The sequence below is a fragment of the Streptomyces sp. NPDC050732 genome, from assembly GCF_040654255.1.
Taxonomy (GTDB): Bacteria; Actinomycetota; Actinomycetes; order Streptomycetales; family Streptomycetaceae; genus Streptomyces.
In genome coordinates this window covers 18618-42134 of record NZ_JBFAHP010000032.1, presented here as the reverse complement: position 1 = coordinate 42134, position 23517 = coordinate 18618, and the positions used below count along the sequence as shown (strand labels likewise).

At 72.9% G+C, this 23517-nt stretch carries 24 protein-coding genes; 12 read left to right on the top strand and 12 right to left on the bottom strand.

Annotated features, from left to right (window positions below):
* Positions 1 to 14 precede the first annotated feature (14 nt).
* Positions 15 to 746 carry a ZIP family metal transporter gene (locus AB0H82_RS26750; protein ID WP_362996958.1) on the bottom strand — a complete coding sequence of 244 codons (732 nt, stop codon included), beginning with the start codon at positions 744 to 746 and terminating at the stop codon, positions 15 to 17.
* A gap of 75 nt (positions 747 to 821) precedes the next feature.
* On the opposite strand from AB0H82_RS26750, the gene cobC reads away from it, so the two are divergent.
* The gene (gene cobC / locus AB0H82_RS26745; protein ID WP_362996956.1) at positions 822 to 2294 is read left to right on the top strand and encodes an Rv2231c family pyridoxal phosphate-dependent protein CobC; all 1473 of its coding nucleotides are present in this window, start codon (positions 822 to 824) and stop codon (positions 2292 to 2294) included.
* 475 nt (positions 2295 to 2769) lie between these two features.
* Here cobC and AB0H82_RS26740 read toward each other — a convergent pair whose 3' ends face one another.
* On the bottom strand, positions 2770 to 3717 hold the full coding sequence (locus AB0H82_RS26740) for an SCO1860 family LAETG-anchored protein (RefSeq protein ID WP_362996954.1): 948 nt from the start codon (positions 3715 to 3717) through the stop codon (positions 2770 to 2772).
* 322 nt (positions 3718 to 4039) lie between these two features.
* Positions 4040 to 5137 carry an amidohydrolase family protein gene (locus AB0H82_RS26735; protein ID WP_362996952.1) on the bottom strand — a complete coding sequence of 366 codons (1098 nt, stop codon included), beginning with the start codon at positions 5135 to 5137 and terminating at the stop codon, positions 4040 to 4042.
* An 88-nt stretch (positions 5138 to 5225) separates the two neighbouring features.
* Between AB0H82_RS26735 and AB0H82_RS26730 the strand changes: the two genes are divergently transcribed.
* From AB0H82_RS26730 to thpD, 6 genes are all read left to right on the top strand, one after another.
* Entirely contained in the window at positions 5226 to 6326 is a 1101-nt protein-coding gene (locus AB0H82_RS26730) for an aminotransferase class V-fold PLP-dependent enzyme (protein WP_362997101.1), read from the top strand.
* Positions 6327 to 6564: 238 nt separating this feature from the next.
* The gene (locus AB0H82_RS26725; protein ID WP_362996950.1) at positions 6565 to 7089 is read left to right on the top strand and encodes a DinB family protein; all 525 of its coding nucleotides are present in this window, start codon (positions 6565 to 6567) and stop codon (positions 7087 to 7089) included.
* Positions 7090 to 7442: 353 nt separating this feature from the next.
* Entirely contained in the window at positions 7443 to 7994 is a 552-nt protein-coding gene (gene ectA / locus AB0H82_RS26720) for a diaminobutyrate acetyltransferase (RefSeq protein ID WP_362996948.1), read from the top strand.
* A gap of 94 nt (positions 7995 to 8088) precedes the next feature.
* On the top strand, positions 8089 to 9360 hold the full coding sequence (gene ectB / locus AB0H82_RS26715; RefSeq protein ID WP_362996946.1) for a diaminobutyrate--2-oxoglutarate transaminase: 1272 nt from the start codon (positions 8089 to 8091) through the stop codon (positions 9358 to 9360).
* 52 nt (positions 9361 to 9412) lie between these two features.
* Positions 9413 to 9817 (top strand): ectoine synthase, encoded by a 405-nt coding sequence (locus AB0H82_RS26710; RefSeq protein WP_362996944.1) that lies wholly within the window; start codon positions 9413 to 9415, stop codon positions 9815 to 9817.
* Positions 9818 to 9869: 52 nt separating this feature from the next.
* Complete coding sequence (thpD, locus tag AB0H82_RS26705) at positions 9870 to 10769, top strand: ectoine hydroxylase (protein WP_362996942.1); 900 nt, start codon at positions 9870 to 9872, stop codon at positions 10767 to 10769.
* A gap of 76 nt (positions 10770 to 10845) precedes the next feature.
* On the opposite strand, the gene AB0H82_RS26700 is transcribed toward thpD, so the two are convergent.
* The gene (locus tag AB0H82_RS26700) at positions 10846 to 11907 is read right to left on the bottom strand and encodes an alkene reductase (RefSeq protein ID WP_362996940.1); all 1062 of its coding nucleotides are present in this window, start codon (positions 11905 to 11907) and stop codon (positions 10846 to 10848) included.
* 129 nt (positions 11908 to 12036) lie between these two features.
* Between AB0H82_RS26700 and AB0H82_RS26695 the strand changes: the two genes are divergently transcribed.
* A complete protein-coding gene (locus AB0H82_RS26695; RefSeq protein WP_362996938.1) occupies positions 12037 to 12558 on the top strand; it encodes a MarR family winged helix-turn-helix transcriptional regulator in 522 nt (173 codons plus the stop codon).
* 172 nt (positions 12559 to 12730) lie between these two features.
* Here the strand turns inward: AB0H82_RS26695 and AB0H82_RS26690 are convergent, their stop codons facing one another.
* From AB0H82_RS26690 to AB0H82_RS26665, 6 genes are all read right to left on the bottom strand, one after another.
* A complete protein-coding gene (locus tag AB0H82_RS26690; RefSeq protein WP_362996936.1) occupies positions 12731 to 13891 on the bottom strand; it encodes a maleylpyruvate isomerase family mycothiol-dependent enzyme in 1161 nt (386 codons plus the stop codon).
* Positions 13888 to 14445, bottom strand: a complete 558-nt coding sequence (locus AB0H82_RS26685; RefSeq protein WP_362997099.1) for a sigma-70 family RNA polymerase sigma factor — start codon at positions 14443 to 14445, stop codon at positions 13888 to 13890. The genes AB0H82_RS26690 and AB0H82_RS26685 overlap by 4 nt, the downstream gene beginning before the upstream one ends.
* A 153-nt stretch (positions 14446 to 14598) precedes the next feature.
* Positions 14599 to 15645 carry an aminotransferase class V-fold PLP-dependent enzyme gene (locus AB0H82_RS26680; protein WP_362997097.1) on the bottom strand — a complete coding sequence of 349 codons (1047 nt, stop codon included), beginning with the start codon at positions 15643 to 15645 and terminating at the stop codon, positions 14599 to 14601.
* Positions 15646 to 15676: 31 nt separating this feature from the next.
* On the bottom strand, positions 15677 to 16393 hold the full coding sequence (locus AB0H82_RS26675; protein WP_362996934.1) for a DsbA family oxidoreductase: 717 nt from the start codon (positions 16391 to 16393) through the stop codon (positions 15677 to 15679).
* A gap of 178 nt (positions 16394 to 16571) precedes the next feature.
* Positions 16572 to 16853, bottom strand: coding sequence for a peptidylprolyl isomerase (locus AB0H82_RS26670; protein WP_362996932.1), 282 nt, complete (start codon positions 16851 to 16853; stop codon positions 16572 to 16574).
* A 48-nt stretch (positions 16854 to 16901) separates the two neighbouring features.
* On the bottom strand, positions 16902 to 17282 hold the full coding sequence (locus AB0H82_RS26665; protein WP_362996930.1) for a helix-turn-helix domain-containing protein: 381 nt from the start codon (positions 17280 to 17282) through the stop codon (positions 16902 to 16904).
* A 63-nt stretch (positions 17283 to 17345) separates the two neighbouring features.
* Between AB0H82_RS26665 and AB0H82_RS26660 the strand changes: the two genes are divergently transcribed.
* Complete coding sequence (locus AB0H82_RS26660) at positions 17346 to 18473, top strand: Gfo/Idh/MocA family oxidoreductase (protein WP_362996928.1); 1128 nt, start codon at positions 17346 to 17348, stop codon at positions 18471 to 18473.
* Here the strand turns inward: AB0H82_RS26660 and AB0H82_RS26655 are convergent.
* Together AB0H82_RS26655 and AB0H82_RS26650 are read right to left on the bottom strand one after the other, a co-directional pair.
* On the bottom strand, positions 18470 to 19078 hold the full coding sequence (locus tag AB0H82_RS26655) for a DUF1349 domain-containing protein (protein ID WP_362996926.1): 609 nt from the start codon (positions 19076 to 19078) through the stop codon (positions 18470 to 18472). The genes AB0H82_RS26660 and AB0H82_RS26655 overlap by 4 nt on opposite strands.
* A gap of 4 nt (positions 19079 to 19082) precedes the next feature.
* A complete protein-coding gene (locus tag AB0H82_RS26650) occupies positions 19083 to 20615 on the bottom strand; it encodes an aldehyde dehydrogenase (NADP(+)) (protein WP_362996924.1) in 1533 nt (510 codons plus the stop codon).
* Positions 20616 to 20737: 122 nt separating this feature from the next.
* Between AB0H82_RS26650 and AB0H82_RS26645 the strand changes: the two genes are divergently transcribed.
* The 3 genes from AB0H82_RS26645 (at position 20738) to AB0H82_RS26635 (ending at position 23461) form a co-directional block, all read left to right on the top strand.
* The gene (locus AB0H82_RS26645) at positions 20738 to 21511 is read left to right on the top strand and encodes an IclR family transcriptional regulator (RefSeq protein WP_362996922.1); all 774 of its coding nucleotides are present in this window, start codon (positions 20738 to 20740) and stop codon (positions 21509 to 21511) included.
* 3 nt (positions 21512 to 21514) lie between these two features.
* A complete protein-coding gene (locus AB0H82_RS26640; protein WP_362996920.1) occupies positions 21515 to 21991 on the top strand; it encodes a GNAT family N-acetyltransferase in 477 nt (158 codons plus the stop codon).
* A gap of 222 nt (positions 21992 to 22213) precedes the next feature.
* The gene (locus AB0H82_RS26635) at positions 22214 to 23461 is read left to right on the top strand and encodes a histidine kinase (protein WP_362996918.1); all 1248 of its coding nucleotides are present in this window, start codon (positions 22214 to 22216) and stop codon (positions 23459 to 23461) included.
* The last annotated feature ends 56 nt before the right edge of the window (positions 23462 to 23517 follow it).

The window sequence follows — 23517 nt, the reverse complement described above, 5'->3', positions numbered from 1 at the left end:
CCGGGCCGGCGCGCTCATTCCGCGATGCCCACCACGAGCCAGATGAACGCCGCGCCCGCCACCGTGCACAGCAGCGTCGAGCGCGCCGGGTGGTCGTGGTGCGCCTCGGGCAGGATCTCGGCCGCCGCGAGGTACAGCAGCGCGCCGCCGAAGAAGCCCAGATAGCCGCCGAGCAGCTGCTCCGGAATGGTGAGGAGCAGCGTCGACGCGGCGCCCACCACCGGGGCCGCCGCGTCCGCGAAGAGCATGGCGACGGCCTTGCGGCGGGCGTTCCCGTACAGGCTGGTGATCGTGTACGTGTTGAAGCCGTCCGCGAAGTCATGGGCGACGACGGCCAGCGCCACGGCCGCGCCCATGCCGCCGCCCACCTGGAAGGCGGCGCCGATCGCGACGCCGTCCATCGCGCTGTGCCCGACCATCGCGGCGGCGGCCGTGAGCCCGACCTGGGGAACCCTGGTGTGCCCGCCCTCCTCCGCGCCGTGGGCGGCGTGCCGGCCCGCGAGGAGACGTTCCACCAGATGGGCGACGAGGAATCCTGCGACGAAGAGGAGCAGGGCCGCCGGTACGCCGAAGACGGGCCCGCCCGCGGCGTCCAGCGCCTCCGGCAGCAGGTCGAGGCCGACGACGCCGAGCATCAGCCCGCCCGCGAGCCCCAGCACGAGGTGGCGCCGGTCGGTGACCCGCCGGGCCGTCCAGCCGCCCACCAGGGTCATGAGAAAGGCGCCGAGCGCCACGAGCACCGCCATGGCCCCTTGCTAGCCGATTGACCCCCTGTCCCGCACATCCACCACCCCCGCCCCACACGAAAGGACCTACTCCCCATGGCCCGTGCCGGAAAGGTGACGTCCGCCGAGGACGTCGTACTCGTCGTCGGCGTCGGCGCCTGTGCGGACGCTCCGGTGGAGGAGGTGCTCGGCCTGGTCCGGGACGCGGTCCGCGACGCGGGCTTTCCCGAGACGGCGGTCGCCGAGCTGGCGACGGTGGATGTGAAGGGCGAGGAGCCCGGGATCGTCGGGGCGGCCGCGCGGCTCGGTGTGCCGCTCGTGACGTACACGGCGCGGGACCTGGCGGAGGTCTCGGTGCCGAACCCGACCGCGAGGTCCAGGGCCGCGGTGGGCACGCCGTCGGTGGCGGAGGCGGCGGCGCTGCGGGGCGGCGGTGAACTCCTCGTACCGAAGCGGAAGTCGGCGCCCGTGGGGCGCCCGCCGATGGCGACGTGCGCGGTCGCGGCCCGTCCCGGCACGCCCGCCGTCCCGGTCGACCTGCGCCACCACGGGGACGCCGAGGTGCGGGACGACGGCGCGGACCTCACGGACCTCGCCGTGAACGTACGCTCCGACACTCCCCCGGCCTGGCTCAAGGAGGTCATCGCCGCGTCCCTCGACGGCCTGGCTGCCTATCCGGACGGCCGGGCTGCGCGGGATGCGGTGGCGGCGCGGCACGGTCTGACACCCGACCGCGTACTGCTCACCTCCGGCGCGGCGGAGGCCTTCGTCCTCCTCGCCCGCGCCCTGAAGGTCCGTCACCCCTACGTGGTGCACCCGCAGTTCACCGAGCCGGAGGCGGCGCTGCGGGACGCCGGGCACGAGGTGGGGCGAGTGCTGCTGCGGGAGGAGGACGGCTTCCGGCTCGACACGTCCGCCGTACCCGAGGAGGCCGACCTGGTGGTCGTCGGCAACCCCACGAACCCGACGTCCGTCCTCCACCCTGCGGCGTCGGTCGCCGCGCTGGCACGCCCCGGACGGATCCTGGTCGTCGACGAGGCGTTCATGGACGCGGTGCCGGGTGAGCGGGAGGCGCTGGCGGGCCGTACGGACATACCCGGCCTGGTCGTCCTGCGCAGCCTCACCAAGACCTGGGGCCTCGCGGGCCTCCGCATCGGTTACGTCCTCGCCGCACCGGACACGATCTCCGCTCTCGCCCTGGCGCAGCCGCTGTGGCCGGTCTCGTCGCCCGCTCTGGAGGCGGCGCGGGCGTGTGTGGGGCCGCGGGCGCTGGCGGAGGCGGGCCATGCGGCGCACCGCATTGCCGCGGACCGGGCCCATCTCCTCGCCGGCCTCGCCGGGCTCGCCCCCTACGGGGTCCGCGCGGTGGGTCCCGCGGAGGGGCCCTTCCTGCTGGTCCGGGTGCCCGGGGCGGGCGGGGTGCGGGAGCGGCTCCGGGAGTTGGGGTTCGCCGTGCGGCGTGGCGACACGTTCCCTGGCCTGGGGCCCGACTGGATCCGTCTGGCCGTCAGAGACCGCCCCACCTCGAACCGCTTCCTCTCCGCCCTCACCACGACCCTGCACCCATAGCCCTCCGTGCGGCCGGGCACCCCCTGCGCCGCCCCACCCGGGTAGACCCCCAAGCCCGCCGCTCCGCGGCGGATGTTCCCCACCCACCCACCCGCTTGCCCCGCGACGTCTTGCGGGGGTAGGGGCGGGTGGGCGGGCGCCCCCTGCGACGCTCGGTGGGAGTGGGAGTGGGGGTGGGTGGGTGTCCCCTGCGACGTGCTGCCGGGCTCGCGCGCCGCGCGCCCCCCACCGGGCCGCAGCCGCAAGCGCGCCGGAGGGGACGTGGGGGTATGTGCGAACGGAGCACCGAGCACACTCTGGCGCCTATGGACTTGAGGCGTGGCGCAGGGATGGCGAGTACGCACATACCCCCGCGGCCCCGCCCCCCAGACGAGCAATAGGCGCAGACCCCGACCCACGACGACCCGCAGGCACAGGCCCCGGCCCCGCAGGCGGACCCCCCGCCCAAGGCGCCCCCCGCAGCCCCGCCGCGCCGCTACCCCCGGTTGCGGCGGCTGAACGTCACCGCTCCTCCGCCCGCCGCCAGCAGCGCCACCGCTCCGCCCGCCACGTACGGCGTCATGGAACTGCCACCCGTCTCCGCCAGGTTCGCTTCCGTTGCCGGCTTCGTCGGCTTCGTCGGCTTCGCCGATTCCACCCGCTCCCCCGGCTCACCCTGCGGCTTCTCCCCGGCGTCCTTCGGCGGTACGGGCGACGGCGTCTCGCACCCCGCTCCGGCCAGCCGCACCGTGCCCGTGACCTCCGCGACGTTCAGCTTCAGGGGGTTCACGGAGACCGTGAGTTCCAGTGCGGAGGCCGCGGCGGTCCGTGATGTCGTGTGGGTCTTGGACAGGTCGAGCCGTACCTCGCCGACCCCCGGCACCTTCACCTCGGTCGTCCCCCGCGCCGTCAGCGTGACCTTCTTGCCGAGCACGGTCACGCCGCCCAGCAGATTCGATTCGGCGACCGGCCGCTTACCCGCCGCGCAGACCGCCTTCGACGTGACTTTCTCGACCTCGACGAGGGAGAGCAGCGGCAGCCCCGGCACATGCATCTTCGCCCGCGCGACGTTGCTGTACCCCTCCGCCGTGCCGCCCCGCACGGTCGCCTTCGCCGTGGCCACGTCGGCGCGGAGCACGCTGAAGGGGCGCCCGCCGTCGACCCCGTCCAGCTGGGCGGTGAGCGTGGTCTTCTCGGCGTTCGCGGGCGCCTGCACCTCGTTGAGGGCGACCTTGAGCGGGACGTTCAGGGTCTTGTTGAGCAGGGAGACGTTCAGGCCGGTGCGCAGCACGACGGCGTCGGCGCGCCCGCCCCGGTGGCTGTCGCCGCCCGTGGCCTGCGCGGTTCCCGCGCCGGCGAGCGCCGCGGGCCCGGCGGCGAGCGCGGTGGTGACGGCGACGACGGAGAGGCGGCGGGCAGGCGTGCGGAAGGTGTTGCTGTTCAAGGTGGTGGAACCCCCACAAGAGGATGCGGGCCACCGGCGGCGCACGCCACATGGGGACATCACGTGCGCGCCGATGGCGTCGTCCCGCTGGGACGGGGGACGACGCGGGAATCTTTACGCACTTAGAGTGAATGAACAGCAACCCGACGTGAGTTCACTCCAAAGGGCACAATCCGCCCTTGCATTCGAATCTCCCGGCACGCACGTTCCCCCGAACCACCCGAGCATCACCCGCCCACCACACCCCTCACCCACGGGAGTTGACGCGACCGCCCCGCCGAGGCGACTCCAACGAGCCACCCGAGCACGCGTAACGCCCAGGTCAACCCACCACCCTCCCGTTCAGCACCACCCTCCGCGGCGCCCCCAGCACCCGCACGTCCGCCCGCGGATCCGCCTCGTACACCACCAGGTCCGCCGGCGCGCCCTCCGCGAGACCCGGGCGCCCCAGCCACTCCCGCGCACCCCAGGTCGTCGCGGAGAGCGCGTCGACCGCCGGGATGCCCGCGCGGGTGAGTTCGACGATCTCCTCGGCGACCAGACCGTGGGCGAGGGAGCCGCCGGCATCGGTGCCCGCGTAGACCGGGACGCCCGCGTCGTACGCGGCGCGCACCGTGTCGTAGCGACGCTCGTACAGCCGCCGCATATGTCCCGACCAGCGCGGGAACTTCGCCTCGCCGCCCGCGGCGAGGTCCGGGAACGTGGCGATGTTGACGAGCGTGGGGACGATCGCGACGCCGCGCTCGGCGAAGAGCGGGATGGTCTCCTCGGTCAGGCCGGTGGCGTGCTCGATGCAGTCGATGCCCGCCTCGACCAGATCGCGCAGGGAGTCCTCGGCGAAGCAGTGGGCCGTGACGCGGGCGCCGAGCCGGTGCGCCTCCGCGATCGCCGCCGCCACCGCATCGCGGGGCCAGCACGCCGTCAGATCGCCGACCTCGCGGTCGATCCAGTCGCCGACGAGCTTGACCCAGCCGTCGCCGCGCCGCGCCTCCCGTGCGACGTACTCGACGAGGTCCTCGGGCTCGATCTCGTGGGCGTAGTTGCGGATGTAGCGGCGCGTGCGCGCGATGTGGCGGCCCGCCCGGATGATCTTGGGCAGGTCCTCGCGGTCGTCGATCCAGCGGGTGTCCGAGGGTGAGCCCGCGTCGCGCAGCAGCAGGGCGCCGATCTCGCGGTCGGTCAGTGCCTGCTTCTCGGCGGTCTCCGCGTCGACGGGCCCGTGCGCGTCGAGGCCGACGTGGCAGTGCGCGTCGACCAGGCCGGGCAGCGTCCAGCCCTCGACCGTACGGACGTCGTCCGCCGCCGCCCCGACGGGCCGGTCGTACGTCACCCTCCCCCCGACCACCCACAGCTCGTCCCGTACGTCATCGGGCCCGACGAGCACCCGCCCCTTCACGTGCAGCACCGCGTGATCGCTCATGAGCAGCAGCCTAAAAGGCGGCCGGTACGCTCGGTACCGCAGCCCGAACGAACTCGTGAGCGAAGTGAGCAGTGACGTGAGCAGTACTGTGACGCACCCCTTTCTGGACCTGGCGCCGCTGAGCGCCCAGCACTTCGCCGCCATCGAGGCGCGGGTGGCCCGCCTGCTCGACACGGAGCAGGACGTCGTGATCATGCAGGGCGAGGCGCTGCTGCCCCTGGAGGGCTGCATCAGGGGCGCCGCGCGGCCGGGCACGACCGCGCTGAACGTGATCACGGGGCCGTACGGTCAGACCTTCGGGAACTGGCTGCGGGACTGCGGCGCGACCGTCGTCGACCTCGCCGTGCCGTTCCACACCGCCGTCACGGCCGACCAGGTGCGCCGGGCGTTCGCCGAGCACCCGGAGATCGACTTCGTCTCGCTGGTGCACGCCGAGGCGGCGACCGGCAACACCAACCCGGTCGCGGAGATCGGTGAGGTCGTGCGCGAGCACGGCGCGCTGTTCATGCTGGACGCGGTCGCCTCGGTGGCCGCCGAGCCGCTGCTGCCGGACGCGTGGGGCGTCGACCTGTGCGTGATCGGCGCGCAGAAGGCGATGGGCGGTCCCGCGGGTGTCTCCGCGGTGTCCGTGAGCGAGCGGGCCTGGCAGCGCATCGCCGCCAATCCGCAGGCGCCGCGCCGCTCCTACCTCTCGCTCCTGGACTGGAAGGAGCGCTGGATCGACGGCGGCAGGAAGGCGCTGCTGCACGCGCCGGCCCAGCTGGAGATGCTCGCGCTCGAAGCGTGCGTGGAGCGCATCGAGTCGGAGGGCCTCGACGCCCTCATGGCGCGGCACGCCACCGCTGCCGCCGCCACCCGCGCGGGGGCGCTCGCGCTGGGCGGAGGCCTGGAGCCGTACGTGCACGAGGCCGCGGACGCGGCACCGGTCGCCACCACCCTGCGCGCGCCCTCGGGCGTCGACGCCTCGGACCTGGTGGCCAGGGCGCTCGCCGCGGACCCGGTGCTTCCGCTGGTCGCCGGGGGCGGGGCGCTCGCCAAGGAGATGATCAGGGTCAACCACTACGGCCCGGACGCGACCCGCGGTGTGGTGCACGCCTGCATCGCCGCCCTGGGCGCCGTGATGGGCGAGGCCGGCCTCGCGGTCGACCTGGAGGCGGCCCGCCGCGCGGTGACGGACGCCTGGAGCTGACGCTCCCCGCCCAGGCGGGCCCGCACCCACGCCCGCACGAAAGCACGTAACCCCGCGACACGGCACGCAGCCCGCGCGGCGCCGCACACGTCCCGTCCGGCACCGCGCGGAGCTCGCGCATCCCGCGCGGAACCCGTGCGGCGCCGGACGCATTCCGCGCCGCACCCCACAAAACCCCTGCGGCCATCCGCATACGCCCCATGGCCATGTGCACGCGCCCCATGGCAACGTGCATGCCATGACCACGCTCCCGGACGGCCGCCGCATTCCAGCTCTGACCGCCGACGAGCCCACCATGCTGGTGAGTTGGCTCGACATTCACCGCGCCACCCTGGCGCTGAAGTGTGCGGGGCTCGGCGACGAGCAGGCGCTGCGCACGGCTGTCGAGCCGTCGTCGCTCTCGCTGTTCGGTCTCGTGCAGCACCTCGCCGAGGTCGAACGGCACTGGTTCCAGCGGGTGTTCGCGCGGCGCGACGTCGAGCCGCTCTACGGGGACCGCAGTGGTTTCGTGCTCGACCGGTCGAGGACGTTCGCCGAGGTGCTCGCGGTGTGGGAGCGCGAGGTCGCCGTGGCCCGGGAGCTCTGCGCGGGGCGCTCGCTCGACGACACGGGGCGGCTCGGCGCGGAGGAGGCGGCCGTCATGGGCGGCGAGGACGTCGTCAGCCTGCGCTGGATACTCGTCCACCTCATCGAGGAGTACGCCCGGCACAACGGCCACGCCGATCTCCTCAGGGAGCGCATCGACGGGCTCACCGGATCGTGAATCCACCGCTCCGCTCCTTTGCCGCCCTCTTTGAATTCCCGCGCACGTTCTCACGAATTATTTATAAACTCGTCAAGCACAGCTTCCCGTATTCTTCTGCCCGCTTTCCGGAGACCTAAACACTAAGGTTTCGACAGCACCAACCACCGTAATTCGGACGCGTCTCCATGGGGTTACATCTGTGTGACGTACTCCACAATGCGTCCGTTTTGCGCCCTAAATCCGGGCCAAACTACCCCAAAGCGGCGCCATCTCATGCGGGCGCACGCCCCCGCGTGATAACACATGAAGCGCTCTCATGTAACCCCTTCCCCCGATGCAATTCCAGAAATTGCTCGGTAAATTCAATCCGCATGACCGCTGCACAAGCCGATCTACCGACCGACCTGCAAGCGAAATTCCTGAAAATGCCGGAGGGGCTGCGACTCGACAGTCCCGTTGTCGCCGACGGCGCCGCCATCTGGCGGATCGCCCGTGACTCCAAGGTGCTCGACCTCAACTCCTCGTACAGCTATCTGCTCTGGTGCCGCGACTTCGCCGCCACGTCCGTCGTGGCCCGGGACGCCGACGGGGAGCCGGTCGGCTTCATCACCGGGTACGTCCGGCCCGAGCGGCCGAACACCCTGGTGGTCTGGCAGGTCGCCGTCGACCACGCGCAGCGCGGCCGCGGTCTGGCCGGCGCCCTGCTCGACGGGCTCACCTCGAAGGTCGCCGCCGGACGTGCGCTGACCGCGGTGGAGACGACCATCACGCCCGGGAACACCGCGTCCGAACGGCTCTTCACCTCCTACGCGGCACGCCACGGCGCGTCCCTGGAGCGGACGGTCCTGTTCGACGCGGGGCTCTTCCCCGACGGCGGGCACGAGCCCGAGGTCCTGTACCGCATCGGTCCGCTCGGCTACTGAGCCCCCTCGCCTCCCCCACGTGCTTCACCGGCACCACGCAACACCCGTAACTCCCCCCACCTCCCACGTCTTTCCATCTCCCAGGAGATCTGCTGTGACCATCACCCAGCCCGACCTGAGCGTCTTCGAGACCCTGGAGTCGGAGGTGCGCAGCTACTGCCGCGGTTGGCCTACGGTCTTCGACCGCGCGCAGGGCAGCCGCATGTACGACGAGGACGGCCACGAGTACCTCGACTTCTTCGCCGGCGCCGGTTCGCTCAACTACGGGCACAACAACCCGGTGCTGAAACGCGCACTCATCGACTACATCGAGCGGGACGGCGTCACGCACGGTCTCGACATGTCGACGACCGCGAAGCGCGCCTTCCTCGAAACCTTCCAGAACATCATCCTGCGCCCGCGCGACCTGCCGTACAAGGTCATGTTCCCGGGCCCGACGGGCACCAACGCCGTGGAGTCGGCGCTGAAGCTGGCCCGCAAGGTCAAGGGCCGCGAGTCGATCGTGTCGTTCACGAACGCCTTCCACGGCATGTCGCTCGGCTCGCTCGCCGTGACCGGCAACGCCTTCAAGCGGGCGGGCGCCGGCATCCCGCTGGTGCACGGCACGCCGATGCCGTTCGACAACTACCTCGACGGGCAGACCCCCGACTTCATCTGGTTCGAGCGGCTCCTTGAGGACCAGGGCTCCGGCCTCAACCAGCCCGCCGCCGTCATCGTCGAGACGGTGCAGGGCGAGGGCGGCATCAACGTCGCCCGCGCCGAGTGGCTGCGCAAGCTCGCCGACGTGTGCGAGCGCTGGGACATGCTCCTGATCGTCGACGACATCCAGATGGGCTGCGGCCGCACCGGTGCCTTCTTCTCCTTCGAGGAGGCGGGCATCACGCCGGACATCGTGACCGTGTCCAAGTCCATCAGCGGCTACGGCCTGCCCATGTCGCTCTGCATGTTCAAGCCGGAGCTCGACGTGTGGGAGCCGGGCGAGCACAACGGCACGTTCCGCGGCAACAACCCGGCGTTCGTGACGGCCGCCGCCGCCCTTGAGGCCTACTGGGCCGACGGCTCGGCGATGGAGAAGCAGACCCGCGCCCGCGGCGAGCAGGTCGAGCAGGTGCTCACCGCGATCGTCGAGGAGAACCGCGCCGAGATCAAGGAGTTCCGCGGCCGCGGCCTCGTCTGGGGCATCGAGTTCCTGGACAAGGACCGCGCGAGCGCCGTGGCGAAGCGGGCCTTCGAACTGGGCCTGCTCATCGAGACCTCCGGCCCCGAGGGCGAGGTCGTCAAGCTCCTTCCGGCGCTGACGATCACCCCCGACGAGCTGGACGAGGGGCTGCGCACGCTGGCCCGCGCGGTCCGCGAGACCGCCTGACCGAGCGCGCTACCGAGCCCCGGCACCGTAAGAGAAAAGGAACCAACTCACCGTGATCGTCCGTTCGTTCAAGGACATTGAAGGCACCGACCGGCATGTGAAGGCCGCTTCGGGCACCTGGGAGAGCAAGCGCATCGTTCTCGCCAAGGAGCGCGTCGGCTTCTCGCTGCACGAGACCATCCTGTACGCGGGTACGGAGACGTCGATGTGGTACGCCAACCACATCGAGGCCGTCGTCTGCACCAAGGGGGAGGCGGAGCTGACCGACGACACGACCGGCGAGAAGTACACGATCACGCCGGGCACGATGTACCTGCTCGACGGGCACGAGAAGCACACCATGCGGATCAAGGAAGACTTCCACTGCCTGTGTGTCTTCAACCCGCCCGTCACCGGTCGCGAGGACCACGACGAGAACGGCGTGTACCCGCTGCTCACGGAGCCGGACGCGGTCTGACCACGACCTACATCCCGAACAGGGCCGTACGAGAGGAGAGGCAGGCAACACCATGACCACCGCACCCGAACGCACCAGCGACCTGTACCCGACCCGAGGCGCCGAAGAGGTGCTCATCGAACGCAAGGACCCCGTGGTGTGGTCCGAGCCGGGTGCGGCAGGGCCGATCACGCCCGGGGACCTGGCGGGGTTCGAGCGGGACGGTTTCCTGGCGATCGACCAGTTGATCACCCCGGACGAAGTGGCCGTGTACCACGCCGAGTTGGAGCGGCTGATGAACGACCCGGCGATGCGCGCGAACGAGCGCTCCATCGTCGAGCCGCGCTCCCAGGAGATCCGGTCGATCTTCGAGGTGCACAAGATCAGTGAGCTCTTCGGCAAGCTGGCGGCGGACCCGCGGGTCGTCGGCAGGGCCCGGCAGATCCTCGGCTCGGACGTGTACGTCCACCAGTCCCGGATCAATGTGAAGCCGGGCTTCGGCGCCTCCGGGTTCTACTGGCACTCGGACTTCGAGACCTGGCACGCGGAGGACGGCCTGCCGAACATGCGGACCGTGTCGGTGTCCATCGCGCTGACGAAGAACCACGACACCAACGGCGGCCTGATGATCATGCCGGGGTCGCACAAGACGTTCCTCGGCTGCGCGGGCGCCACGCCGAAGGACAACTACAAGCGGTCGCTGCAGATGCAGGACGCGGGCATCCCGTCGAACGAGACGCTCACGCACCTCGCGTCCGACTACGGCATCCGCCTGTTCACGGGCGAGGCCGGTTCGGCGACGTGGTTCGACTGCAACGCCATGCACGGCTCGGGGGACAACATCACCCCGTACCCGCGCAGCAACGTCTTCATCGTGTTCAACAGCGTGGAGAACACGGCGGTGGAGCCGTTCTCGGCGCCGGTGCGCCGGCCCGAGTACATCGGGGCGCGGGACTTCACGCCGGTGAGGTGACCCGCCGCTGACGGCGAGCCGGCCCGGTACCCCCCGTGGGTGCCGGGCCGGCTCGCCGTACGTGCGTCCCACGCTCCTACAGCGGCAGGTAGTCCGTGTAGCCCTTCTCGGTGCCGCCGTAGAAGGTGCCCCGGTCCGGCGTGTTGTACGGGCCCCCGGTCCTCAGGCGGGCCGGCAGGTCGGGGTTGGCGAGGAAGAGCGCCCCGAACGTGACGAGATCCGTGGTGCCGTCCTCGATCAGGGCGAGCGCGTCGTGGCTGGTGGGACCTTCGGTGTGCGGGTTCAGGAGGAACGTGCCGCCGAAGTCCCGGCGCAGCCGTACGGTGAGCTCGCGGACGTCGCCCACCTCCGCGACGTGCAGATAGGCGAGGTCGAGCGCGGCCAGCTCCTTCGCCAGGGCGGTGTACGTCGGCTCCGGGTCGGGCTCGGAGATGTCGTTGAAGGGGTTGCCGGGCGAGACGCGGAAGCCGGTGCGGGCGGCGCCGATCTCGGCGGCGACGGCCGAGGCGACCTCGACGGCGAAGCGGATGCGGTTCTCGACCGGGCCGCCCCACTCGTCGGTGCGGCGGTTGGAGCCGGGCGCGAGGAACTGGTGGATCAGATAGCCGTTGGCACCGTGCAGTTCGACGCCGTCGAAGCCCGCGTCGATCGCGTTGCGCGCGGCGGTGACGAAGTCGTCGATGGTGGCGCGGATCTCGGCGCCGGTCAGCTCGCGCGGGGCGATGAAGTCCTTGGGGCCCTCGGCGGTGTAGACCTGCCCCGCGGCGGCGACCGGCGACGGGGCGACGTTGGTCAGGCCGTCGGGCAGCAGCACGGGGTGGCCGACGCGGCCGGTGTGCATGAGCTGGGCGAAGATCGTGCCGCCCGCCGCGTGCACGGCGTCGGTCACCTTGCGCCAGGCGGCGACCTGCTCGGTGGAGTGCAGGCCCGGGGTGTCCGGGTATCCCTGGCCGACCACAGAAGGCTGGATGCCCTCGGTGATGATCAGGCCTGCGGAGGCGCGCTGGGCGTAGTACTCGGCGGTCAGCTCGGTGGCGACACCGCCGTCACCGGCGCGGCTGCGGGTCATGGGGGCCATGGCGATGCGGTTGCCGAGCTGCACGCCGGACAGGTCGATCGGGTCGAATGCGGTGGTCATCAGAACTCCCGGGCTGGGTTGTGCCGTGTTTTATGTGGTCGGCCAATGATTCGCGCCGAGAGTCACTGTAGCCCATTCCTTGGCCGACCAAGGTAAAGTTTTCGAAGACGTCTACAACAGGAGCTCGTGATGAAGGCCGACACCGTGCAGGCCCCCTCGGCCGACCCCGTCTGTACGCCCGGGGCATCGGGCGTCGCCGAGGCGGGGCCCGTCAGTCTCGCCGTCAGCCGGGTGGCCCGGCTGCACCGCATCGCCGCGGGCAAGGCCCTCAAGGGGCTCGGCCTCTACCCCGGCCAGGAGTTCGTGATGATGCACCTGTGGGACGCGGGTCCGGTGCGGCAGTCCGAGCTGATCAAGGCGGTCGACCTCGACCCGTCCACGGTCACGAAGATGCTGCAGCGCCTGGAGCAGGCCGGGCACGTGCGGCGGCGCCCCGACCCGGCCGACCGGCGGGCCGTGCTCGTCGAGGCCAGCGCGGCGAGCTGCGGGCTGCTCGCCCAGGTGGAGCGCGCGTGGGGCGAGCTGGAGGGCCACACGCTGGCCGGCCTGGACGAGACGGAGTGCGCGGACCTTCTCCGGCTGCTCGCCAAGGTGGAGACGAACCTGTGCAAGGAGACGGAGGACTGCCCCGAGCGCAGGGCTCGGGGCTAGCCCCGCACGACCTCCGGACCGGTCCTGCCCGGCCGGGCCGGAGCCCCGTTGTCCCGCCGCCCGCGCCGTGGAGCTTGTCGCCGCAGGCCCGGCTGCGGGTGGGAGGGGGCTGAGCGCGCAGTTCCCCGCGCCCCTGACAGGGCACGACCCCCCGGCCCCTCCCGGAGCGCAGCTATAGCCACGCCAGTGAGGACGCCCTGGTCAGGATGTGGTGGATTGCGGATTCGTCGCCCGATGTGCCACGGGGGAGCTGGTCCGGGGTGCGGCGGCCGCCTACCAGGAGGCAGAAGTCGACGGGCGTCAGGACGAGTTCGGCGCGTACCGGGTCGTCCGAGCTGCCCAGTACCCACTCCGTCTCCCCGCCGTCCCCGGTGACGGTGAGGGCGACGGGTGGGGACTTGGGGCCCAGGGCCGGGCCGAGGATGCGGACGGCGAGGCGTACCAGCTGCCACAGGTGGGGGGAGGGTGGTGGGGGCACGGCGCGGTCGAGTGCGACGCCTATGTCGTCGGCGTGCACCCAGGTCTCGAAGGCGCGGGACAGGAAGTGGTCGGCGACGGGCAGGCGCACCCCGGCCAGCACCGTGGCGCGGGCGGCGAGTTCGGGGTCGTGGGCGGCGCGGGAGGAGAGCAGCCCGGCGGCCTGGACCCGCCACGCGGAGACGGTCTGCGCGGGCGTACGGGTGCGTTCGCGGCGGATCACCTCGCGGGTGCGCGCCTCCCATGCGGCACGCCACGGTCTGCCGTCCGGCACGCGCGGGGCGGGCTCGCGCGCGGGCAGGCCCAGGTGGCGGGCGAGCGGCTCGTCGGCGGCGATGAGGTGGGCGACGGTGTCGTGGACGTCCCAGTCGTGCACGACGGGTGTCCCCCAGGGGGCCCGCTCCTCCAACTCCGCGAGGAGTGCCTGGAGTCCGGCGACGGCGGCGGCGTAGGGCGCGGCGTGCGGGGCGGTGCGCAGGGCGGGGGCGCGACTCCGCAGGGCGAGGGAGAGCCCGTGCCGCCCGGGGGCCTCACCCGGTGCCGGGCTGGGCGGGGCGGGCTTCGGTCCGGGGGTCTCGCCCGGCACCGGACCTGGCGGGGCGGGCTTCCTTCCGAGAGTGCCGTCCGACGCAGGGCCGGGCGGCGCGGACTGCCGCCCGAGAGGCCCCTCCGGCACCCCGCCGGGCAGCGCGGGTCCGTCCAGGTGTCGCACCGTGGTGCGGAGCCGTGCCGCCTCGGTGGCGCAGGGGGTGCACTCTCGCAGGTGGCGGGTGAGGGCGGGCTCGTCGGTGGGCATGAGGGCGTCCACGGCCCAGGCGCCGAGGAGTTCGCGTACCGCTTCGTGGTCGTCGGTCAACGGTGTTCACCTCGCAGGGGCGGTGGCGGGTCCGCGAGGGTCTCGGCCAGGGTGCGCAGGGCCGTGCGCAGGCGGGTCTTCGCGGTGCCTTCGGGGATGCCGAGTTCGACGGCGGCCTGCCGGTAGGTGCGGCCCGCGAAGTAGGCGAGGTGCACCACCTGCTGCTGGGGCAGCGGGAGCCGGGCGAGGGCGGAGTGCAGGAGCAGGGAGCGTTCCTGTTCCAGGATGGCCTCGTCGGGGGCGGGCCCCTGCGCGGGGACCGCCCGCAGCGCCGTCTCGTCGGCGTGGGCGGCCTTGCGGTGCCGTTCCTCGCCGCGCACCCAGTCCACGGCGCGCCGGTGGGCGAGCATCGAGAGCCAGCCGCGCAGGCTGCCGCGGCGCGCGTCGAACGCGTAGGGCCTGGTCCACAGGTGGGCGAAGACCTCCTGCGCCACGTCCTCCGCGGCGTTCCGGTCGCGGGTGACGCGGGTCGCGACGCGGTGCACGAGCATGCCGTACGCGGCGTAGACCTCGGCGAGGGCCGCCTCGTCGCCGTAGACCAGCCGCCGGTGCAGTTCGGCGTCGGCGGGCGGGCGGCCGGGGCCGCACGGCGGGTCGGACGTGTCCGGCCTCTCGAAGGACGGCTCCACCGGCACCACCACCTCGCGCGGCCGCGCGACCACGTAGTACTGCCAAGCCTGGCGCCCCGCGGCCCGCCGCGCCAGGCCTCAGCCGGACAGCACGTCGAGGATCCGGTCCACATCCGCCTCGGTGTTGTAGAGGTGGAACGCGGTGCGCAGGTGTCCCGCCCGTGCCGAGGTGAGGATGCCGGCGCGGGTCAGTGCGGGGGCGCGGTCGGCGAGTCCTGGCACCGAGACGATGGGCGAGTCGCCGGGCACGGGGGTGTGGCCCAGTGCGGCGAGTCCGGCGCGGTAGCGGGCGGCGAGTGCCGTGTCGTGGGCGTGGATCGCGTCGATCCCGGTCTCCTCGACGAGGGTGAGCGCGGCGGCGGCCCCGTGGTAGGCGAGGAAGGCGGCCGGTTCGTCGAAGCGGCGGGCGTCCGGGGCGAGTCGAGTGAGCGGGCCGTAGGTGGAGTTCCAGGTGTCCGCCGCCGCGAGCCAGCCGCCGTGCAGCGGCGGCAGGGACTCCTGCGCCTCTTCCCGCACCGTCAGGAACGACACGCCGCGCGGGCACAGCAGCCACTTGAAGGCGCCGGTCACGGTGTAGTCGTACGCGTCCGCGTCGAACGGCAGCCAGCCCGCCGCCTGCGTCGCGTCGAGGAGGGTGCGCGCGCCGTGGGCGGCCGCCGCCTCGCGGACCGCCGGCAGGTCGGCGGTGCGGCCGTCGGCCGACTGGACGGCGGAGAAGGAGACGAGGGCCGTGGCCGGGGTGACGGCCGCGGCGAGCTCGTCCAGGGGCGCGTACCGCAGCTTGAGGTCGCCGCGCAGCACGAAGGGGTTCACGATGGACGCGAACTCGCCCTCGGGAGCGAGGACTTCGGCGCCGGGCGGCAGCGAGGCGGCGATCAGCCCGGCGTGCACCGCGACCGAACTCCCGGTCGCCACGCGGCCCTCCGCGACCCCGACGAGCCGCGCGAAGGTGGCTCTGGCGGCGTCCACCACTTCGAAGTCGCCCGCGCCGCCCGGCCGTCCTTCACCGTTCTCGGCGGCGAGCGCGCACACCGCCTCGACGGCGCGGCGGGGCAGCAGGCCGCAGCTCGCGGTGTTCAGGTACGTCGAAGTGGGTGCGAATTCGGTGCCGTTGTCGATCTCCATGGACTCCATGGAGATCAACCTATGCGGCGGCTCAGGCCTGCGGAACCGCGCATCCGTCGGGCCCGCACGCGTCGCCGCCGTCGGCCTGCGCGAGGGTGGTGAGCGGCGGCCGCTCGCCCCACGCCTGCTCCAGGGCCTGGGTGAAGACCTCGGCGGGCTGGGCGCCGGAGATGCCGTACTTGCGGTCGAGGACGAAGAACGGCACGCCGTTGGCGCCCAGTTCGGCGGCCTCGCGCTCGTCGGCGCGCACCTCGTCGGCGTACCGCTCCGGGTCGGCGAGGACGGCCCGCACCTCACTCTCGGCCAGGCCCGCCTCGACGGCGAGCTCGACGACGCGCTCGTCGTCCGTGAAGACGGACCGCTCCTCGGCGAAGTTCGCGCGGTAGAGCAGCCCGATCAGCTCGTCCTGCCTGCCCTGCTCCTTGGCGAAGTGCAGGAGGCGGTGCATGTCGAAGGTGCTGCCGTGGTCGCGGCCCTCGGTGCGGTAGTCGAGGCCCTCGGCGGCCGCGTTCTCCCCGAGCCGCCGCTCGCCCTCGCGGGCCTGCTCCTCGGTCATGCCGTACTTCCCCATGAGCATCGGCAGCACCAGGCCCGTGTCGCCCTTGGCGCGGCCGGGGTCCAGCTCGAAGGAGCGGTGCACGACCTCGACGCCGTCACGGTGCGGGAAGGCGGCGAGGGCCTTCTCGAAGCGGGCCTTGCCCACGTAGCACCAGGGGCAGGCGATGTCGCTCCAGATCTCGACGCGCATGTGTGGCTCTTTCCAGGTCGTACGGTACGAAGCGGTTCGGTGCGGAGGGTGCCTCCGCTCAGTCCGTCAACGTACGACCGAAGCGTCTCATTCCCCTCCCGGGACTCCCGGGGAAAGTGCCCGGCGCGGGCGCGCCGGAACCGGGCCGTGCCTCAGCGGCACAGCCCGGTGCACCGCGTCAGTCCTGGCGGCTGGTGACCTCGACGAGGTGCGAGCCGAACTGGGTCTTCACCGGGCCCTGGACCTCGCCGACCGGGGCCGAGAAGACGACCTGGTCGAACTCGGGCACCATCTGCCCGGGGCCGAACGAGCCGAGGTTCCCGCCGGCGCTCGACGAGGGGCACGAGGAGTGCTGCTTGGCCAGCTCGGCGAAATCCGCGCCGCCCTCGATCTGCTCCTTCAGCTGAAGCGCTTCCGCCTCGGTTGCGACCAAGATGTGTCGCGCAGTGGCCCTAGCCATGTGTCACGCCCTTTCGAGTACATATGAACGCCGCCAAGGGTAAACGGCTCATTCCCGTGCCAGGGACTCCGCGGCCGTGAACCTTCCCGTGTTCGCCCTGACCCAGGTGCGCAGGTGGGCGAGGGGTTCCAGGGCGCCGCGGCCGAGGTCGGTCAGTTCGTACTCGACGCGGGGCGGGACCTCGGCGTGGACGGTGCGCGTCACGAGGCCGTGCTCCTCCAGGCGGCGCAGGGTCTGGGTGAGCACCTTGGGGCTCACGCCCTCCAGCTTGCGGCGCAGCTCACCGAAGCGGCGCGGGCCGTCCGCCAGGGCGGTGACGGCGAGGGACGTCCACTTGTGGACGAGCAGCTCGAAGACCGCGCGGCCGGGGCAGAGCAGGCCGTAGATGTCGTGCCGGTTCCGGGTGTCCTCACGGTTCTGACCAGTCATGGTTTCCAAAATATAGTTGGCGCCCTTGCGGGTGATCAGGGCCTGCCGCCTACCGTCCCGCTCATGAACGCAACCACCGCACCCGTCCGCGTCGGTCTCGTCGGCCTCTCCGCCCGCGGCGGCTGGGCACCCCACTCCCACGTCCCCGCGCTGGCCCGCCTCGACGGATACGAGCTGCGCGCCCTGGCCGCCTCCAGTGACGCCTCGGCGCGGGCCGCCGGTGAGAAGTACGGGGTGCCGCTGGCCTTCGGCTCGGCCGCGGAGCTCGTCCGCAGCGACGAGGTCGACCTCGTCGTGGTGAGCGTGCGGGTGCCGCTGCACCGCGAGGTGATCCTCGGCGCGCTCGGCGCGGGCAAGGCGGTGCTCTCGGAGTGGCCGCTCGGCAACGGTCTCGCCGAGGCCGAGGAGCTGTCGGCGGCCGCGGAGCGGGCGGGTGTGCGGACGTTCGCGGGGCTGCAGGCCCGCTCGGCGCCCGCCGTGCGGTTCGTCCGCGATCTCGTCGCCGGGGGTTACGTCGGTGAGGTCCTGTCGACCAGTCTCGTCGCGTCGGGGCGGCGCTGGGGCCCCGTCTTCGAGCCGTCCGGGCAGTACCTCCTGGACCGGCGGAACGGCGGGTCCATGCTGACCATCCCCTTCGGGCACACCGTCGACGCCGTCGCCATGGTGCTCGGCGAGTTCACCGAGGTCTCGGCGACCCTGGCGACCCGGCGTCCCGTCGTGACCGAGGAGGGCACGGGCCGCCCTGCCGCCATGACCGTCGACGACCAGATCGCGGTGATCGGGCGCCTCGACTCGGGAGCCGTCGTCTCGGCGCACTTCCGTGGCGGCCTCTCCCGGGGCACGAACTTCCACTGGGAGATCAACGGCACGGAGGGCGACCTGGTGATCACCGGGGACTCCGGCCATCTGCAGCAGGCCGCGCTGACCGTGCGGGGCGCCCGCGGCGCGGACACGGCGACCCGCGAACTCCCTCTCCCGGAGCGGTACTTCGACATCCCCGAGCTCGACGACGTGCGCGGCCTCCCCGCGTACAACGTAGGGGCGCAGTACGCCCGGATGCTGGGTAGCGACCCGGCCGAAAGCGGCGCACCGGTGCCGGACTTCGCGCACGCGCTGCGGCGCCAGCGACTGCTCGACGCCATCGAACGCGCGGCGGCCACCGGCACCCGCGTCGGTGTCCGGGTCAGCTAGGAGCCGTCCCGCAGCCCCTGCGGCCAGTTGGGGCGGAACTCGATGTGGTCGTACGTCACCACGCAGCCCTCGCCGACGGGTGACTGCGCCATGAAGCCGACGAGTGCGGCGCCCGCCGTCTCCTCGTCGCCGAGCGAGAAGATCCGCACGAACGTCCACCGCTCGCCGTCCGTCGACGCGTGGAACGCGAACGCCGAGCCCGTACGGCTGACGCGCAGCCAGACGCTGCTGCCGTCCACCACGAAGGCGTTGGCGTCGTCGGAGCGGCCGCGGGTGACGACCGTGCAGACGGTGGGCTCGTCCGGGGAGCGTTCCAGGCACAGCTTGGCCCACTCCCGCTCGCCCACGTGGAGGTACAGCACGCCCGCGTCGAAGGCGGCGGCGAAGCCGACCGTGACGCGGGCGATCAGCTGGAAGTCGCCCTCGGGGGCGCCGAGGAGGCGGGGCGCGTCGGAGGCGGGCTCAAGGGCCTCGCCCGTCGGGGGCACGAAGCGGTCCTGCCGGGCGCCCGCCCAGCCGGTGAGCACCCCGTCCTCGTACGACCAGTGCCCGTCGGGGCCGTACGTGCGCAGCGAGAACGGGAGTTGCCCGATGGTGACGTCCATGCGGTCAGTGTTCCAGGCGCCCGTCGTAACGCCGCGGCAGGCCCAGCGGGTTGTCGTCGCGCAGCTCCGGCGGGAGCAGCGCCTCGGGGGTGTCCTGGTACGCGACCGGGCGCAGCCAGCGCTCGACGGCCGTGCCGCCCACGGACGTCGAGGTCGAGGTCGTCGCGGGGTAGGGGCCGCCGTGGTGCTGGGCGGGGGCGACGGCGACACCGGTGGGCCAGCCGTCGACGAGGACGCGCCCCGCGAGCGGGGTGAGCTCGGCGAGCAGTTCGGCGCCCCGGCCGCTCTCCCCCGCCGCCTCGTCGGAGGAGAGCTGCACGGTGGCGGTGAGGTTGCCCGGGAGGCGGGAGAGGACGGCGGTGATCTCCGCCGCGTCGGTGTACCGCGCGACGACGGTGACCGGGCCGAAGCACTCCTCCAGGAGCAGGTCGTACGCCCCCTCGTCGGCGAGGCGCGCGGCCGGGACGGTCAGGAAGCCCGCGCTGACGGTGTGCTCGCCGCCCGCGCCGGGCGTCACGGGGGCCTCCACGTCGGGGAGTTCGGCGCGCTCGCGCACCCCGGCGACGAAGTTGTCCCGCATCCGGTGGTCCAGGAGCACCCCGGCCTCGGTGTCGCTGACCGCTTCGGTCAGGGACTTCACGAGCCGGTCGCCGCCCGCGCCCTCGGGGGCGAGGACCAGGCCGGGCTTGACGCAGAACTGGCCGACGCCGAGCGTCATCGACCCCGCGAGCCCGGCGCCGATCTGCTCGGCGCGCTCGGTGGCGGCGGCCTCGGTGACGACGACGGGGTTGAGGGAGCCGAGCTCGCCGTGGAAGGGGATCGGGACGGGCCGGGCGGCGGCCGCGTCGAAGAGGGCGCGGCCGCCGCGGATGGAGCCGGTGAATCCGGCGCCGGCGACGAGCGGGTGCTTGACCAGTTCGACGCCCGCCTCGAAGCCGTGCACGAGGCCGAGGACGCCCTCGGGGATGTCGTGCGCGGCGGCGGCCCTGCGCAGCACGGAGGCGACGAGTTCGGAGGTGCCCGGGTGGTCCGGGTGGGCCTTGACGACCACCGGGCAGCCCGCGGCGAGCGCGCTCGCGGTGTCGCCGCCGGGCACGGAGAAGGCGAAGGGGAAGTTGGAGGCGGAGTAGACCGCGACGACGCCGAGCGGGATCTTGTAGCGGCGCAGGTCCGGTATGGGCGGGGTCGCCGTGGCGTCGGGGTGGTCGATGACGACGCCGAGGAAGGCGCCCTCGTCGACGATGTCCGCGAAGGTGCGCAACTGGTAGCAGGTGCGGGCGAGTTCGCCGGCGAGCCGGACGGGCCCGAGCGCGGTCTCCGCGTCCGCGGCCTCCACGAGATGGTCCTTCGACTCTTCGAGGAGGTCGGCCGCGGTGCGCAGGAAGGCGGCGCGGACCGCGCGGTCGGCGAGCGCGGGCGCGGCGTCGCGGGCGGCGCGGACCGCGCGGTCGACCTCCCCGGCTGTGGCTTCCACCGCAACCTGCTCGCGCTGCTTCCCGGTTCGGGGGTCGACACTCCAGACTGGTGCTGCTGCCACCGAGGATTCCCTTTCCAGACGTATGCCACTCACCAGGGCTGTTCGATATGCTGAACACCGTCTCCGTTGATGAACGGCGGGGACTTGAGACTATTTCTCGGCGTTCAAAGGGGTCAAGGGCGATGTCGGCTGGCGAGACCGGAGGCGGTGCGCAGGTCAAGTCCGCCGTGCGGACGGTGGAACTGCTTGAGTACTTCGCGGGCAGCCCCGGAATGCACTCCCTGGCCGCGGTCCAGGAGGCCGTCGGCTACCCCAAGTCGAGCCTGTACATGCTGCTCCGCACGCTGGTCGAGCTCGGCTGGGTCGAGACGGACGCCACCGGCACGCGGTACGGCATCGGCGTGCGCGCCCTGCTCGTCGGCACCTCGTACATCGACGGCGACGAGGTCGTGGCCGCCGCCCGCCCGACCCTGGACCGGCTCTCCGACGACACCACGGAGACCATCCACCTCGCCCGGCTCGACGGCACGAACGTCGTCTACCTCGCCACCCGCCAGTCCCAGCACTACCTGCGGCCCTTCACGCGCGTCGGCCGCCGCCTCCCCGCGCACTCCACGTCGCTCGGCAAGGCGCTGCTCGCCACGCACACCGACGACCAGGTCCGCGCGCTGCTCCCGGAGACGCTGCCCGCGCTCACCGAGCACACCATCACCGACCGCGAGAAGCTCATCGAGGAGCTGCGCGCGGTCCGCGAGCAGGGCTTCGCGGTGGACCGCGAGGAGAACACGCTGGGCCTGCGCTGCTTCGGCGTCGCCATCCCCTACCGCACTCCCGCGCGCGACGCGATCAGCTGCTCGGTGCCGGTGGCACGGCTCACGCCCGCGCACGAACAGATGGTCAAGGACGCGCTCTTCGACGCCCGGGACCGGCTGACACTGGCGACTCGTAGGCTCTGACGCATGGATGTCAGCCTGCGCGAAGTCCACGACAGCGATCTGCCCGTCTTCTACCGGCAGATGAACGATCCCGTGGCCGGCCACATGGCCGCGTTCACGCCCGAGGACCCGGCCGACCGGGACGCCTTCGACGCGCACTGGACGAAGATGCGGGCCTCGGCCGACGTCGCCGTGCGCACGGTCCTCGCCGACGGCGACGTGGTGGGCAGCGCCGGGGTGTACGGGGCGCCCGGCGAGCGGGAGGTCACGTACTGGATCGACCGCGCCTACTGGGGCCGGGGCCTGGCCACCGCTGCCCTGCGTGGCCTGCTCGAACTGGAGCCGCAGCGGCCGCTCTACGCCCGCGCGGCCGCGGACAACGCGGGCTCGATCCGGGTCCTGGAGAAGTGCGGCTTCCGCCTCTCCGCCACGGAGCGGGGGTACGCCCCGGCGCGCGGCAAGGAGATCGACGAGGTCGTCCTCGTCCTGCGCGAGGCCTGATTCCGCGCGGCGCCGCCTCCGCCGCGCGGCGGAGCCGGATCGCCCCGGCGCAGGAGGTGCCGCGACGGCCCCCGGCGGGACCTTGGGGACATGCCGCAGCCGCCGTCCCCGCCCCGCGTTCCGCATCCCGCCTTCAAGACCTACGCTGGCGGGCATGATCATCGGGGGGATCGTCACCGTACCCATGGCCCGTGTCCCGGCACGGCGGGCGGGCACGGCCGCGTGAAGGCGCCGGCCACCACCCTGTTCGGGCGCAGGGCGCGTCGCCGGTGGATCCATCTGATCCTCGGCGGCGCCCTCGCCATGCCGTACGTCCTCGTCGGCTCCGTCGCCGTCGGGCCGCTCTTCGACGACGAGGCGATCCTGGGCTCGCTCGGCGCCCAGCTCAGCGCGTTCGCGGTCGGGCTGCCACTCGCCGCGGTCACCGCGCTGTTCCCGCTGACGCGGCCGATGTCGGTGGCCGCCGTGCGGGCGCTGTGCGGGGTACCGGCCGACTCCCTCGCCGACGGACCCGCGCGCACCCGGGTCGCCCGCACCCGCGCCGCCGCGTGGTTCACGCTGCACCTCGGCTTCGGCGGTGTCATCAGCGGCATGTCGCTCGCGCTGCCGCCGCTCGCGGGCGTCCTGATCGCGCTGCCGTTCTTCGCCGTCCTGGCCGACAGCCGCATCGGGATGCCCGAAGTCTTCGGCGAGACCTGGCTGTTGGCCCTCTCCCCGGTCATCGGCTGCGCGTCGCTCGTGGCGCTCGCGGCGTGCGCCGCCACGGCCGGCGGGCTCCTCGCGCACTGGGCGCCCGGCCTGCTCGGGCCGACGCCCGCCGACCGGCTCGCCGCCGCCGAGCAGCGCGCCGCCGACCTCGCCGTGCGCAACCGGCTCGCGCGCGAGCTGCACGACTCCGTCGGTCACGCCCTGAGCGCCGTCACGCTCCAGGCGAGCGCGGCCCGCCGCGTCCTGGACCACGACCCGGAGTTCGTGCGGGAGGCGCTGGCCGCCATCGAGGACACCACGCGCCGCACGGTGGGCGAACTCGACGCCGTCCTCGGCGTGCTGCGAGAGGCAGGCAGCGCGGGTCCGACGGCCCCGGCGCCCACCCTCGCCGCCGACCTGGACGGCCTGCTGCACCGCACCGGGGCGGCCGGGCTCCGGGTGACGGCCACCGTCGCCGCCGACCCCGCGGCCCTCCCGCCGCTGGTCTCCCGCGAGGCCTACCGCATCGTGCAGGAGGCCCTGAGCAACGCGCTGCGGCACGGCGGCGACGCCACCTCCGTGACGCTGCTCATCGCCCTGGAAGGCCCCGACCTGACCGTCACCGCCGAGAACCCGCTGCCGCCCCGCTCCCCCGCCTCCCGGCCCGGCGGCGGCCACGGCCTGCGCGGCATCGCGGACCGGGCCCGGCTGCTCGGCGGCACGGCAGAGGCGGGCCCCGCCGACGGGATGTGGCGGCTCGACGTGCGACTCCCCCTGAACTGACCCGACCTGACGTGCACCTGACCTGCACCTGACGTGCGACTCCATCGAAGGGACAG